Below are 13446 nucleotides of genomic sequence, written 5' to 3'. Positions count from 1 at the left end.
TCCTTGCTATCGCTTTGAATTCAATTTTTCCTGCAGTCGTGCATACACTTCGGGATGCACGAACTTGCTCACGTCCCCGCCCAGGCGGGCGATCTCCCTCACCATCGTGGCGGAGATGAACATGTACTCCTCCGCCGGCGTCAGGAATACCGTTTCGACGTCCGGATAGAGTTTGCGGTTCATTCCAGCCATCTGGAATTCGTATTCGAAGTCCGACACCGCGCGCAGGCCGCGCAGGATCACGCGCGCACCGTGCTGGTGCATGAAATCCATCAGCAGGCAGTCAAAGCCGATCACCTTGACGTTATCGTACGGCGCCAGGACCTTGGCGGCGAGCTCGACCCGTTCCTCGAGCGAGAACACCGGATTCTTGCTGTTGCTCTTGGCCACCGCGACGATGACCCCCTCGAACAGCAACGCGGCTCGGCGCACCAGGTCGCCATGTCCGCGCGTGAGCGGGTCGAAGGTCCCTGGATAGACCGCTATTGCATCCCTCATTCCTGACCCCTTCGCAACAGATGGAAATGCACCTGGCCGGCGTGGCCCTGCCGGTAGATGCGCCATTCGCCGAGCTGAGCGAGCGCGGCTTCGGCTTCCACGTAAAGCCATCCCTCCGGCTGCAGAACCCGATCCAGCCAGGGTGCGATGCGCTCGATCCAGCCCTGCTTGTAGGGCGGGTCGACGAAGACGACGTCGAACGTGCGGGACGTGGTCTGCAAGAATTTTACCGCATCGCCGCGAACTATCTCTACTTGTGTTGCAAGCAGGGTCTTTGCCGTCTTGTGCAGCGCGGAAAGGGCGGCCGGGTCGCGTTCGAGCATGAGGGTTTCGGCGGCGCCCCGCGAAGCCGCCTCGAAGCCGAGCACGCCGCTGCCGGCGAACAGGTCGAGGCAGCGCATGCCCGAGAGGTCCTGGCTGAGCCAGTTGAAGAGGGTCTCGCGCACGCGGTCGGGGGTCGGGCGCAGCCCGGGGACGCTGGCGACGTCGATCAGCCGCGAGCGCCAGCGGCCGCCGACGATGCGCACCCGACTCATCGTTCGGCGCCGGCGGGCGCGGCGGCGGGCGCCTCGGCTCCGCCGGCGTTGGCGCCGGACGCCGCACCGGCCTCGCCGTCGCCGTCGCCGCCGGCGATCACCGTCACCAGGTGCTCGGGACGGATGCGGCGGGCGAAGGCGTCGCGCACCTGGTCGGCGGTGACCGCCGCGACCGCGCGCGGATAGGTCTCGAGCCAGGTGAGCGGCAGCCGGTAGAAGCCGATCATCGACACGTAGCCGAGAATCTTGGCATTGGAGTCGAGGCGCAGGCCGAAGCCGTTGACGATGTTGTCCTTCGCCGCCTGCAGCTCGGCGTCGGTGGGGCCGTCGGCGACGAAGCCGTCGAGCGTGTCGCGCACCACCTGGAGCGCCTGGTCGACCTGGCCGCCGCGGGTCTGCAGGCCGATCTGGAACGGGCCGGCTACCTGCTGCGGGGCGAAGTAGCTATAGACGCTGTAGGCGAACCCGCGCTTCTCGCGCACTTCGCTGGTGAGTCGGGAGACGAAGCCGCCGCCGCCGAGCACGTAGTTGCCGACCAGCAGCGGAAAATAATCGGGGTCCTCGCGCGCCATGCCGGGCTGGCCGAGCAGGATATGGGCCTGTGCCGAGGGGTGGGGGATGTGGAGCGTGGCCGCGGCCGGCATCGCGGGCGCGGGCAGCGGCTCGGGGGCGGCGGTGCGCGGCAGGTCGCGGGTGAGGGTGAGCGCGAGCCGTTCGGCGGCGGCGCGGTCGAGGTCGCCGACGATCGCGATCGAGGCGCGATTGGCGCCGTAGTGGGCGCGATGGAAGGCGATCAGGTCGTCGCGCGCGATCGCGGCGAGCGAATCCGGCGTGCGCAGGCCGCCATAGGGGTGGCCGGCGTAGATCGCCGCGCTGAAGCGGCGATTGGCGAGCGTCGCGGGCTGGGTGAGCGCCTCGTTGAGGCCGGCGATCGCACGCGCGCGCTCGCGCTTCAGGACCTCGGCGGGGAAGCTCGGCCGGGAGAGCAGCTCGGCGGCGAGCGCCACCGCGGCGTCGCGCTCGGCGGGCGAGGACAGGCTGCGGATCGACAGCGAACTGCGATCCTCCTCGGTGCCGCCGCCGATGCGGGCGCCGATGTCGGCGCTGCGGTCGGCGATCGCCTGCTCGTCGAGTTCTGCGGTGCCGGCGTCGAGCAGGGCGCGGGTAAGCGCGGCGAGTCCGGCCTTGTCCGCGGGGTCGAGCGCGCTGCCCGCGGCGAAGTCGACCTGGATGTCGATCATCGGCAGCGCGTGGCTCTCGACGAACTGCACGCGAGCGCCGTCGATCGTGGTCCATTGCTCGATCGTCGGCGAGGCCTGGGCCGTAGCGCTCGCGGTGAGCAGGCCGGCGCACAGGGCGAAGGGCAGGGTCAGGGTCTGGGCGCGGGTGATGAGGTGGGAAAACGTCGTCCTGGCTTGCATCGGCATCGGGATCTCGGCTGGAGTGGCGGGCGAAGCCGCATTCAGTGCGGCAGAGCGCGGGCGGCGCTGCGTTGCGGCGGCAGCGACTGGGGGTCGAGGCGGGCGACGGTGAGGTCGTCGTCGCCGAAGTAGCGCTGCGCGACCGCCTGCACTTCGGCTGCACTGACCGCGCGCAGGCCGGCGAGCAGGGTGTCCTCGTCGCGCCAGGACAGGCCGGCCGCCTCGAGGCGGCCGATCTCCATCGCCTGGCCCATCAGGGAGTCGCGCTTGTAAACCTGGCTCGCGACCGCCTGGGTCTTGACCCGGGCGAGTTCGACCTCGCTCACGCCTTCGTCGGCGATGCGCTGCAGCTCGCCGCGCAGCGCCTGCTGCAGGGCTTCGACGGTCTGCCCGGGGGCGGGCACGCCGTCGAGGTAGAACAGCGAGGGGCCGCGCCCCGTGTCGTCGTAGCCGGCACCGGCGGACACCGCGATGCGGCTGTCGCGCACCAGGCGGCGCGTGAGGCGGGCGCCGTCGTAGCCGTCGAGGATGGCGGCGAGCACCTGCAGCGCGTAGGCGTCGCGGTCGCCCACCGGCTCGCGCAGGGCGGGCACCTGCCAGGCCATCGCCAGGTAGGGCAGCTCGGCCGGGCCCTTCACCACGGTGTGGCGCGGACCGCGCTGCTGCGGCTCGGCGGGAATCCGCCGCGCCGGCAGGTCGGCGGCCTCGAGCGTGCCGTAGTGGCGGGCGGCGTCGCGGAACACCGCCTCGTGGTCGACATCGCCGACCACCACCAGGTAGGCATTGTTGGGCGCGTACCAGCGTCGGTACCAGGTGCGTGCATCCTCGCTGCGCATGCCCTCGAGGTCGGGCATCCAGCCGATCACCGGGCGGCGGTAGGGGTGGGACTGGAAGGCGGTGGCCATCAGCTGCTCGTAGACCAGGGCGCGCGGCTTGTCGTCGGTGCGCAGGCGGCGCTCCTCCTTGACCACCTCGAGCTCGCGCGCGAACTCCTCGTCGGTGATGACCAGGTTCTTCATGCGGTCGGCCTCGAGCGCCATCATCTCGCCGAGCCGCGCGGGCGGCACCTGCTGGAAGTAAGCGGTGTAGTCGCGGCTGGTGAAGGCGTTGTCGCGCCCGCCCACCGCGGCGACGCGGCGGTTGAACTCGCCCGGGCCGACCTCGGCGGTGCCCTTGAACATCATGTGCTCGAGTACGTGGGCCACGCCGGACACGCCATCGGGCTCGTCCATCGCGCCGCTGCGGTACCACACCATGTGCACCGCCGAGGGCGCACGGCGGTCTTCCTTGACGATCACCTTCATGCCGTTGGCGAGGGTGGTCTCGTAGGGATTGGCGTGCGCACCGGTGGCGAGCGCGATCGTGGCGGCGCCGCCCAGGAGTGCGTTGCGGAGGGTGCGACGGAGGGAGGAGCGAAGCATTGGCAGGTCCTGCATCTGATAGAATCCGCGGTCATTCCGCTGCGGTCGGCAGCGCCGTGCCGGCGACCGTCAGGCGGCGCATCTTAACGTGATCGTGATGCGCTCGCCCACGACGACACTGCCGCCGCGCGATCCGCAAAACGAATCTTTCTGACCCGAGCCCCGAATGTTTGGTTTCCTGAAGAAGTTCGGCAAGTCCAAGCCGAGCGAAACCTCGCCCGCCGAGGGCGAGGAAGGGCGCGAGCTGCCGCCGGAGGAGTCCGGCGCGGCAGTCGAGCCGCCGGCGTCCGCGCCGGCCACAGAAACGACGGAAGCGGTCGCGGAGGCGCCCGCCGAGTCCGTGCCGGAAGCGGCGGCCGCGGCCACCCCCGCACAGCTGGAACCCGCACCCGCAGCCGAAACGGTGCCGGAGCTCCAACCCGAAGCGACCGAACCCGAAGCAATCGAATCCGAAGCAATCGAATCCGAAGCAATCGAAGCCGAGGAGCTCGAGGCCGAGGAGCTCGAGGCGGCGCCGGCTGCCTTGGTCGCCGCGCCCGAGCCCGCCCGCCGCCCGTCCTGGGGCGAGCGCCTCAAGGCCGGCCTGGCCCGCACCCGGCAGCAGATCGGCGGCGGTTTCGCCAGCCTGTTCGGCCGTCGCAAGATCGACGAGGACCTGCTCGAGGAACTCGAATCCACGCTGCTGATGGCCGACTGCGGGGTAGACGCGACCCAGCACCTGATCGACGAGTTGCGCCGGCGCTGGAAGCGCGATCGGCTCGAGACCGCCGACCAGCTGCAGCAGGCGCTCGCCGAAGGGCTGCTGAAGATCATCGCACCGCTCGAGGAGCCGCTCGAGCTCTCCGCGCACAAGCCCTACATCATCATGATCGCCGGGGTGAACGGGGCCGGAAAGACGACCTCGATCGGCAAGCTGGCGAAGTACTTCCAGGCACAGGGCAAGAGCGTGCTGCTCGCCGCCGGCGACACCTTCCGCGCCGCCGCGCGCGAGCAGCTGATGACCTGGGGTGCACGCAACGACGTCACCGTGGTGGCGCAGGAGACCGGCGACGCCGCGGCGGTGATCTACGACGCGATCAACGCCGCCCGTGCGCGCAAGATCGACATCGTGCTCGCCGATACCGCCGGCCGCCTGCCGACCCAGCTCCATCTGATGGAGGAGATCGCCAAGGTGCGCCGCGTGATCGCGAAGGCGGAGCCGAGCGGCCCGCACGAGGTGCTGCTGGTGCTCGACGCCAACGTCGGCCAGAACGCGCTCGCCCAGGTGAAGGCCTTCGACGCCGCGATCGGCGTCACCGGGCTGGTGGTGACCAAGCTCGACGGCACCGCAAAGGGCGGGGTGCTGGCGGCGATCGCCCGCCAGTGCCCGAAACCGCTGCGCTTCATCGGCGTCGGCGAGGGCATCGACGACCTGCAGCCGTTCCGCGCGCGCGAGTTCGTCGACGCGCTGTTCGAGCCGGTGGCGGGCGCCAGGGGCGGCAACGGCGGACGCGCATGATCGTCTTCGACCAGGTTTCAAAGCGCTACGAGGGCGGCTACACCGCGCTCGCCGGCGTCGGTTTCGAGATCGAGCGCGGCGAGCTGGTGGTGCTGTCGGGGCACTCGGGGGCGGGCAAGAGCACCCTGCTCAAGCTGATCCCGGTGCTCGAGCGGCCGACCAGCGGGGTGGTGCGGATCGGCGGCCAGGACGTGTCCAGCCTGCCGAAGCGGGCGATTCCCTATCTGCGGCGCAACCTCGGCCTGATCATGCAGGAGAGCCGTCTGCTGTTCGACCGCAACGTGTTCGACAACGTGATGCTGCCGCTGGTGATCACCGGGCATCCGCCGCGCGACGCGGCGCGGCGGGCGGCCGCGGCGCTCGAGCACGTCGGCCTCAGGGGGCGCGATCGCGAAATGCCGGCCGGCCTGTCGGGCGGCGAGCAGCAGCGGGTGGCGATCGCGCGCGCGATCGTCAACAAACCCTCGATCCTGATCGCCGACGAGCCGACCGCCCACCTCGACACCGATTACGCACGCGAGATCGCCGCGCTGTTCGCCTCCTTCCGCGAGGCAGGCGTCACGGTGCTGGTGTCGACTCACGACGAGGCGCTGTTCGCTGCCGATCGCCCGCGCCGGCTGGTGCTGCGCAAGGGCCAGCTGATCGAGGGCGGCGTGGTGCAGGAGGTGGCGGCATGACGCACTGGCTCTACCTTCACCTGCGTGCGATCGCGCACGCGGTGCGCCGGCTCGCCGGCCAGCCGCTCGGTACCCTGCTGTCTGCGCTGGTGGTCGGCATCGCGCTGTCGCTGCCGGCCGGCGGCCTGCTCCTGCTGGACAACGTTGCGGGCATGGCGCGCGGCCTGTCGGGCACCCCTGAAATCAGCCTCTTCCTCGAGCTCGACGCCGGTGAGGCCGAGGTCGCGGCGATCGAGCGTCGCCTGAAGGACGAGGCTGCGCTCGCCAGCTACCGCTTCGTTCCGCGCGACGAAGCGCTCGCCCAGCTCGAGCGCAGCGGCCTCGGCGACGTACTGGGTGGACTCACCGGCAATCCGCTGCCCCATGCCTTCGTCGCCACGCCGGCGAGCGAGGATCCCGCGATGTTCGAGCGGCTCGCGGCCGAGATGCAGACCTGGCCGCGGGTCGCCCACGTGCAGCTCGATTCGGCCTGGGTGAAGCGGCTGCACGCGCTGCTCGAGCTCGGCCGCTCGGCGGTGCTGATGCTCGCCGGCCTGCTCGGGCTCGCGCTGGTGATCGTCACCTTCAACACGATCCGGCTGCAGATCCTGACCCAGCGCCAGGAAATCGAGGTGAGCCGTCTGCTGGGCGCCACCGACCGCTTCATCCGCCGCCCGTTCTACTGGTTCGGCGGGCTGCAGGGCCTGCTCGGCGGCGGCGTCGCGCTCGGCACCGTATGGCTCGGGGTGCGCGCGCTCGCGCAACCCGTGGCGGCGTTGGCGGAGAGCTACGGGGCGGTGTTCGCGATCACCGGGCCGGGGCCGCAGGAATCGCTCGCGGTGCTCGCCTTCGCCGCCTTCCTCGGCTGGCTGGGTGCGGCGATCTCGGTGCGGCGGCATCTGGCTGGAGGCTGAACGGGCGTGCTTGAACTTTCGCCATGCATCCCCATATATAGTCATTGCGATGGCAGACGAAGGCGCCTGTTCTTCGATAGCGTTGGACAATCGAAGGGATCTTCATAATCAATTGGAGCAATTCTTCGTCGGGCGCTAGACTTCATTCCATCGAGTTTCACCCCACGTCCTGCAACCCTTCTGGAGGTTCTACATGTCGCTGATCAATACCGAAGTCAAGCCGTTCAAAGCCCAGGCCTACAAGAATGGCAAGTTCATCGAAGTTACCGAAGCCGACCTGAAGGGCAAGTGGTCCGTGCTGATCTTCATGCCGGCCGCCTTCACCTTCAACTGCCCGACCGAGATCGAGGACGCGGCCGATCACTACGGCGAGTTCCAGAAGGCCGGCGCCGAAGTGTACATCGTCACCACCGACACCCACTTCTCGCACAAGGTGTGGCACGAGACCTCGGCCGCCGTCGGCAAGGCCCAGTTCGCGCTCGTCGGCGACCCGACCCACCAGCTCACCCACAACTTCGACGTGCATATCGAAGAGGAAGGCCTGGCCCTGCGCGGCACCTTCATCGTCAATCCGGACGGTGTCATCAAGACGATGGAAGTGCACGACAACGCCATCGCCCGTGACGTCACCGAGACCGTTCGCAAGCTGAAGGCGGCCCAGTACGTCGCCGCCCACCCGAACGAAGTCTGCCCGGCGAAGTGGAAGGAAGGCGAGAAGACCCTCGCGCCGTCGATCGACCTGGTCGGCAAGATCTAAGCGTTCGCTGCACGTCCCCGGGCCTGATCGGCCCGGGCCGCAAGCTCCGCAGCCGGCCACGTGCCGGCTGCGTCGTATCAGGACCGCCGAAAACGGCGGCGGGCCAACTCATCGAGGAAGAAGCCATCATGCTTGACGCCAACATCAAGACTCAACTGAAAGCCTACCTGGAGCGGGTGACGCAGCCGATCGAGATCGTGGCGTCGCTGGACGATGGTCCGAAGTCCCAGGAAATGAAGGCGCTGCTCGACGACGTCGCCGAGCAATCCGGCCTGATCACCCTGACCCACAACGGCAACGACGTGCGCAAGCCCTCGTTCTCGGTCGGCCCGCAGGGCGGCGACGCCCGCGTGCGCTTCGCCGGCCTGCCGATGGGCCACGAATTCACCTCGCTGATCCTCGCCCTGCTGCAGTCCGCGGGCTACCCGCCGAAGGTCGAGGCCGACGTGATCGAGCAGATCAAGAGCCTCGAGGGCGAGTTCAACTTCGAGACCTACATCTCGCTTTCCTGCCACAACTGCCCGGACGTGGTGCAGGCGCTGAACCTGATGGCGATCCTCAACCCCAACATCCGCCACACCATGATCGATGGCGCGCTGTTCCAGGACGAGGTCGAGAAGCGCCAGATCATGGCGGTGCCGACGGTGTACCTGAACGGCAAGGAATTCGGCCAGGGCCGCATGGAGCTCGGCGAGATCCTCGCCAAGGTGGACACCGGCGCCGCGGCGCGCGACGCCAAGAAGCTCTCCGCCAAGGATCCGTTCGACGTGCTCATCGTCGGCGGCGGCCCGGCCGGCGCAGCGGCCGCGATCTATGCCGCTCGCAAGGGCATCCGCACCGGCATCGTCTCCGAGCGCTTCGGCGGCCAGGTGATGGACACGCTGGCGATCGAGAACTTCGTGTCGGTGAAGGAAACCGAAGGGCCGAAGCTGGTGATGGCGCTCGAGGAGCACGTCAAGCAGTACGAGGTCGACGTCATGAACCTGCAGCGCGCGGCCAAGCTCGTGCCGGGCAGCGAGGACGGCAGCGTGCTCGCCGAAGTGCAGCTCGAGAACGGCGCCGCGCTGAAGGCGAAGACCGTGATCGTGGCCACCGGTGCGCGCTGGCGCGAGATGAACGTGCCCGGCGAGCAGGAATTCCGCGGCAAGGGCGTGGCCTACTGCCCGCACTGCGACGGCCCGCTGTTCAAGGGCAAGCGCGTGGCGGTGATCGGCGGCGGCAACTCGGGCGTCGAGGCGGCGATCGACCTCGCCGGCATCGTCGCCCATGTGACCCTGCTCGAGTTCGCCGAGGACCTGCGTGCCGACGCGGTGCTGCAGAAGAAGCTCTACAGCCTGCCCAACGTCACCGTGATCAAGAGCGCGCAGACCACCGAGGTCACCGGTACCGACAAGGTCAACGGCATGATGTACAAGGATCGCGTGTCGGGCGAGACGCACTGGCTCGATCTCGAGGGCATCTTCGTGCAGATCGGCCTGCTGCCCAACACCGACTTCCTGAAGGGCACGATCGAGCTCAGCCGCTTCGGCGAGATCGTCGTCGATGCCAAGGGCCACACCTCGGTGCCGGGCGTGTTCGCCGCGGGCGACTGCACCACCGTGCCCTACAAGCAGATCATCATCGCCATGGGCGAGGGTGCCAAGGCATCGCTGTCGGCCTTCGATCACCTGATCCGGACCAGCGCACCGGCCTGATCGCGGCCGCGCGAGCCGCCCGCGGACCGCACCTTGCGGGCGGCGGGCGCTTCGCAGCCATCGCTCGCCCTGCCCCGCCCCGCGCGGGGCGTTTTGCTTTCGACGACGCGCAGGGCACACTTGGCCCGTCGCGTCCGGATGACCTCCCGAGAAACTGCCGTGCTCTTCCGCTGGTTCGAAAACCGCGTCGATCCCTATCCCGAAACGGCGCCGGCGCCCGCGCCGCGGGGCTTTTTCGCCTTCCTGTGGGCGGGCACCGCCGGCCTGCGGCCCTTCATCGGCGCGATGACGCTGCTCACCGCCACCATCGGTGCCTTCGAGGCCCTGCTGTTCGCGATGCTCGGCCGGGTGGTCGACTGGCTGGCGGTGGTGGAGCCCGCGCGCCTGTGGGACAGCGAAGGCGACAAGCTGCTGCTGCTCGCGGCGATCATCCTCGGCAGCATCGTGCTGGTGTCGCTGCAGACCATGCTCAAGCACCAGGCGCTGGCGGGCAACTTCCCGATGCGGCTGCGCTGGAACTTCCACCGCCTGATGCTCGGCCAGAGCATGAGCTTCTATCAGGACGAGTTCGCCGGCCGGGTGTCGGCGAAGGTCATGCAGACCGCGCTCGCGGTGCGCGACACCTGCCTGATCCTGACCGACATCCTCGTCTTCGTCGTCATCTACTTCGTCACCATCGCCGCGGTGGTGGGCAGCTTCGACCGCTGGCTGCTGCTGCCCTTCCTCGGCTGGCTGGTCCTCTACGGCCTCGCCCTGCGCTGCTTCGTGCCGCGCCTGTCCAAGGTGTCGCGCGCCCAGGCCGACGCCCGCTCGCTGATGACCGGCCGCATCACCGACGCCTACACCAACATCGCCACGGTGAAGCTGTTCTCGCACGCCGGCCGCGAGGCGGGCTATGCGCGCGCCGCGATGAAGGAGTTCATGCAGACGGTGCATGCGCAGATGCGCCTGGTGAGCGGCATCGAGATCGTCAATCACACCTTGTCGATGCTGCTCATCCTCGCCACCGGCGGGGTGGCGCTGTGGCTGTGGTCGCACGGCGAGGTCGGCGTCGGCGCGGTGGCGGCAGCGACCGCGATGGCGCTGCGCCTGAACGGCATGTCGCACTGGGTGATGTGGGAGATGGCCTCGCTGTTCGAGCAGGTTGGCACGGTGCAGGACGGCATCAACACCCTGTCGCGGCCGCACCAGGTGGTCGACCGGCCGGATGCGAAGCCGCTGGTGGTGAGCCGCGGCGAGATCCGCTTCGAGCGGCTCGGTTTCGCCTACGGCGCCACCGGCCCGGACGCGCGCCGCGTCATCGACGACCTTACCCTGACCATCCGCCCCGGCGAGAAGATCGGCCTCGTCGGCCGCTCCGGCGCGGGCAAGTCGACCATCGTCAACCTGCTGCTGCGCTTCTACGACCTCGAGCAGGGCCGCATCCTGATCGACGGCCAGGACATCGCCGGGGTGACGCAGGACAGCCTGCGCGCGCAGATCGGCATGGTCACCCAGGACACCTCGCTGCTGCACCGCTCGGTGCGCGACAACATCCTCTACGGCCGGCCGGACGCCGGCGACGAGGCGATGATCGCCGCCGCGCGGCGTGCCGAGGCGCACGAATTCATCCAGACCCTGTCCGACCCGCACGGCCGCACCGGCTACGACGCCCATGTCGGCGAGCGCGGCGTCAAACTCTCCGGCGGCCAGCGCCAGCGCGTCGCGATCGCGCGCGTGATGCTCAAGGACGCGCCGATCCTGCTGCTCGACGAGGCCACCAGCGCGCTCGACTCCGAGGTCGAGGCGGCGATCCAGGCCAGCCTTTACCGCCTGATGGAGGGCAAGACGGTGGTCGCGATCGCCCACCGGCTGTCGACCATCGCCGCGATGGACCGCCTCGTCGTGCTCGACAAGGGTCGCGTGGTGGAGGAGGGGGACCACCGCAGCCTGCTCGCCGCGGGCGGGCTGTACGCCCGCCTGTGGGCGCACCAGAGCGGCGGCTTCCTCGGCGAGGAGGCGGAGGACGACGACGCCCTGGTGGCCTGAGCGACCTCAGGCCGCGAGCGCGCCGTCGACGTCGCGCTCGGCCGCGTACATCAGCGGCGCCAGCGCGCCGCCGATGCGCGCCATCTGCGCCTCGCTGACGAGGCTGCCGAGTACCGCCTGGAAGTGCGGCACCTGCACCCCGGACACGATGTACTGCCAGCGGTAAGCCTTCAGCATCGTGGCGCGGATCGCCCGCTGCTCGGTCGCGTCGAGGGCCTGGGGCGCGATCGCGATGAAGTAGTCGGCGGCGGCGGCGGCCTGGGTCTGCAGGATGGCGTCGAGCGCGCCGACCGGCCCGATCAGATCGTCCACCGCGCGATCCTGCGCCGCGCTGTCGAGGCGGCGGTCCTCGCGCGCCCATTCGAGCTCGTCGAGCACCGCGTGCTGCGACTCCTCGCGCCAGTGGTAGAGGAACACGTCCTTGAACAGCTCGGACAGCGCGGGGTCGGCCTCGATGCTCTCGCGGTAGTGCACCTGGGTGAACAGCTCGATGTGGCAGGTCAGGCCGAGCACCGCCCAGGTGGAGGCGCCGAGCACCGCGCCGGCGACCTCGTTGGGCTGGGGCAGGAAGCGGTAGCCCGCCGGCAGCCCGGCGCCTGCCATCGCCTCGATGCGGCGGAACAGCGCCTGGTGCTTGAGCTCCTCGTCGGTGAAGCGCACCAGCGCCTCGAGCGCGGTCTGGTCGCCGAGCCAGTGATCGCGGCTGACCTCGATGATCTTGGCGCCGATGAAGCGCTCGGCGAGGCCGAAGATGTTGGCGTAGCTGCGGCCCTGGACCTGGCTGTAGAGGCGTTGCGAGGCCGGCGTGAGGAAGTGCAGCTCGCCCACCAGGGAGAGACCGTCGGGCAGGAACTTGCGGCCGAAGTCGAACTGCCGGCCGCGGATCACGTCGCGCTCGATGTCCCAGCGGATGCGGCGCGAGACCTCGACACAGCGCGCGTAGCGTGCGCTGTCGGTGAGGGCGGAGCGGGTGGCGGGCTGGATGGTGGTTTGCATCTTCGTCTCCTTCGTCTTGAATTGGAACGTGGCCTTGCGGGCCTGCGCCGTCGTCCGGCACGGTTCCCAGCGTGCGCGCCGGTGGTAATGCGTCGATTTCAGCGCGCACACGCTTTGTTGCCGGTTTGTATCGCGCGGGACAGAGGAGGAGCGATGGATGCACTCGGCCGGATCCTGATCGTCGATGACGACGCCGGCGTGCGCGCGATGCTCGCCGACTACCTGGGGAGCCACGGCTACGCGGTGGTCGAGGCCGATGGCGGCGAGGCGATGCGCGCCGCGCTGGCGGCGGCGCAGGTCGACATCGTGCTGCTCGACCTGCGCCTGCCGGGCGAGGACGGCCTCGCGCTGGCGCGCCAGCTGCGCGAGCGCCACCGGCTCGGCATCATCATGGTGACCGCCTCGGGCGACGTGGTGGACCGGGTGGTCGGACTCGAGCTCGGCGCCGACGACTATGTCGCCAAGCCCTTCGACCCGCGCGAGCTGCTCGCCCGCATCAAGAGCCTGATGCGCCGGCTCCGGGCCGCGGCCGACGCGGCGCCGGCATCAACGGTCACGGCCGCCGGGCTGCGGCGTGTCGGCCCCTGCCGGCTCGATCCCGGCGCCCGCCGCCTTTTCGACGCGGCCGGCGCCGAGATCGAGCTGACCGCGATGGAGTTCGACCTGCTCGCGGCCTTCATCGAGCATCCGAACCGGGTCCTCAGCCGCGACCAGCTGCTGACGCTGACCCGCAATCGCGAGTGGGAGCCCTTCGACCGCTCGATCGATATCCGCATCGCCCGCCTGCGACGCAAGATCGAGCCCGATCCCGCCCACCCGCGCACGCTGCGCACGGTGCGCGGCGCGGGCTACATGTTCGTGCCCGACGCCGGCTGAGCGTCGGGCTGCGCGAGGAGAAGGCGGATGAGGCGCTGCACCGAAACGGCCGTACGCATGGCGGCGGTGTTCGAGGAGGTCGCGGCGGTGGTGTTCGCGAAGGACGTCGACGGTCGCTATCTGTTCGTCAACCGCGCCTTCGAGCGCCTCA

12 protein-coding genes are annotated in these 13446 nt (G+C 69.6%); 7 read left to right on the top strand and 5 right to left on the bottom strand.

Annotated elements, in window-relative coordinates; all coding sequences use genetic code 11:
• Positions 1-6 precede the first annotated feature (6 nt).
• From coaD to BB334_RS12030, 4 genes are read right to left on the bottom strand one after another with little or no spacing between them, the layout of a single operon-like run.
• Positions 7-498, bottom strand: a complete 492-nt coding sequence (gene coaD, locus BB334_RS12045; RefSeq protein WP_068808734.1) for a pantetheine-phosphate adenylyltransferase — start codon at positions 496-498, stop codon at positions 7-9.
• Entirely contained in the window at positions 495-1034 is a 540-nt protein-coding gene (gene rsmD, locus BB334_RS12040; protein ID WP_068808733.1) for a 16S rRNA (guanine(966)-N(2))-methyltransferase RsmD, read from the bottom strand. Before rsmD ends, coaD begins: the two co-directional genes overlap by 4 nt.
• Entirely contained in the window at positions 1031-2455 is a 1425-nt protein-coding gene (locus tag BB334_RS12035) for a M16 family metallopeptidase (RefSeq protein ID WP_068808938.1), read from the bottom strand. Before BB334_RS12035 ends, rsmD begins: the two co-directional genes overlap by 4 nt.
• 41 nt (positions 2456-2496) lie before the next feature.
• Positions 2497-3876 (bottom strand): M16 family metallopeptidase, encoded by a 1380-nt coding sequence (locus BB334_RS12030; protein WP_068808937.1) that lies wholly within the window; start codon positions 3874-3876, stop codon positions 2497-2499.
• Between the two features lie 166 nt (positions 3877-4042).
• On the opposite strand from BB334_RS12030, the gene ftsY reads away from it, so the two are divergent.
• The 6 genes from ftsY to BB334_RS12000 all read left to right on the top strand — a co-directional run bounded on the left by ftsY (position 4043) and on the right by BB334_RS12000 (position 11423).
• The gene (gene ftsY, locus BB334_RS12025; protein ID WP_068808732.1) at positions 4043-5374 is read left to right on the top strand and encodes a signal recognition particle-docking protein FtsY; all 1332 of its coding nucleotides are present in this window, start codon (positions 4043-4045) and stop codon (positions 5372-5374) included.
• A complete protein-coding gene (locus BB334_RS12020; RefSeq protein WP_068808731.1) occupies positions 5371-6051 on the top strand; it encodes a cell division ATP-binding protein FtsE in 681 nt (226 codons plus the stop codon). Before ftsY ends, BB334_RS12020 begins: the two co-directional genes overlap by 4 nt.
• Positions 6048-6944, top strand: a complete 897-nt coding sequence (gene ftsX, locus BB334_RS12015) for a permease-like cell division protein FtsX (RefSeq protein WP_068808730.1) — start codon at positions 6048-6050, stop codon at positions 6942-6944. The genes BB334_RS12020 and ftsX overlap by 4 nt, the downstream gene beginning before the upstream one ends.
• A 193-nt stretch (positions 6945-7137) precedes the next feature.
• A complete protein-coding gene (ahpC, locus tag BB334_RS12010) occupies positions 7138-7701 on the top strand; it encodes an alkyl hydroperoxide reductase subunit C (protein ID WP_068808729.1) in 564 nt (187 codons plus the stop codon).
• Positions 7702-7829: 128 nt separating this feature from the next.
• A complete protein-coding gene (ahpF, locus tag BB334_RS12005) occupies positions 7830-9395 on the top strand; it encodes an alkyl hydroperoxide reductase subunit F (protein ID WP_068808728.1) in 1566 nt (521 codons plus the stop codon).
• Positions 9396-9554: 159 nt separating this feature from the next.
• Positions 9555-11423 (top strand): ABC transporter ATP-binding protein, encoded by a 1869-nt coding sequence (locus tag BB334_RS12000; RefSeq protein ID WP_068808727.1) that lies wholly within the window; start codon positions 9555-9557, stop codon positions 11421-11423.
• Positions 11424-11429: 6 nt separating this feature from the next.
• On the opposite strand, the gene BB334_RS11995 is transcribed toward BB334_RS12000, so the two are convergent.
• Positions 11430-12419: a hypothetical protein gene (locus BB334_RS11995; RefSeq protein WP_068808726.1), complete on the bottom strand. Its 990-nt coding sequence runs from the start codon at positions 12417-12419 to the stop codon at positions 11430-11432.
• A gap of 153 nt (positions 12420-12572) precedes the next feature.
• Between BB334_RS11995 and BB334_RS11990 the strand changes: the two genes are divergently transcribed.
• Positions 12573-13295, top strand: coding sequence for a response regulator (locus BB334_RS11990; RefSeq protein WP_068808725.1), 723 nt, complete (start codon positions 12573-12575; stop codon positions 13293-13295).
• Positions 13296-13446 lie beyond the last annotated feature (151 nt).

Origin of the sequence: Thauera phenolivorans (assembly GCF_001696715.1) — a bacterium.
Classification (GTDB): Bacteria; Pseudomonadota; Gammaproteobacteria; order Burkholderiales; family Rhodocyclaceae; genus Thauera; species Thauera phenolivorans.
This window is presented reverse-complemented; position numbering and strand designations above follow the sequence as displayed.

Bases quoted from the DNA above. Each gene is read 5' to 3' on its own strand.
- ahpF (WP_068808728.1), top strand. From the start codon at position 7,830: ATGCTTGACGCCAACATCAAGACTCAACTGAAAGCCTACCTGGAGCGG.
- BB334_RS12030 (WP_068808937.1), bottom strand. From the start codon at position 3,876: ATGCTTCGCTCCTCCCTCCGTCGCACCCTCCGCAACGCACTCCTGGGC.
- ftsY (WP_068808732.1), top strand. From the start codon at position 4,043: ATGTTTGGTTTCCTGAAGAAGTTCGGCAAGTCCAAGCCGAGCGAAACC.
- BB334_RS12020 (WP_068808731.1), top strand. From the start codon at position 5,371: ATGATCGTCTTCGACCAGGTTTCAAAGCGCTACGAGGGCGGCTACACC.
- ahpC (WP_068808729.1), top strand. From the start codon at position 7,138: ATGTCGCTGATCAATACCGAAGTCAAGCCGTTCAAAGCCCAGGCCTAC.
- coaD (WP_068808734.1), bottom strand. From the start codon at position 498: ATGAGGGATGCAATAGCGGTCTATCCAGGGACCTTCGACCCGCTCACG.
- ftsX (WP_068808730.1), top strand. From the start codon at position 6,048: ATGACGCACTGGCTCTACCTTCACCTGCGTGCGATCGCGCACGCGGTG.
- BB334_RS11990 (WP_068808725.1), top strand. From the start codon at position 12,573: ATGGATGCACTCGGCCGGATCCTGATCGTCGATGACGACGCCGGCGTG.
- BB334_RS12035 (WP_068808938.1), bottom strand. From the start codon at position 2,455: ATGCAAGCCAGGACGACGTTTTCCCACCTCATCACCCGCGCCCAGACC.
- BB334_RS11995 (WP_068808726.1), bottom strand. From the start codon at position 12,419: ATGCAAACCACCATCCAGCCCGCCACCCGCTCCGCCCTCACCGACAGC.
- rsmD (WP_068808733.1), bottom strand. From the start codon at position 1,034: ATGAGTCGGGTGCGCATCGTCGGCGGCCGCTGGCGCTCGCGGCTGATC.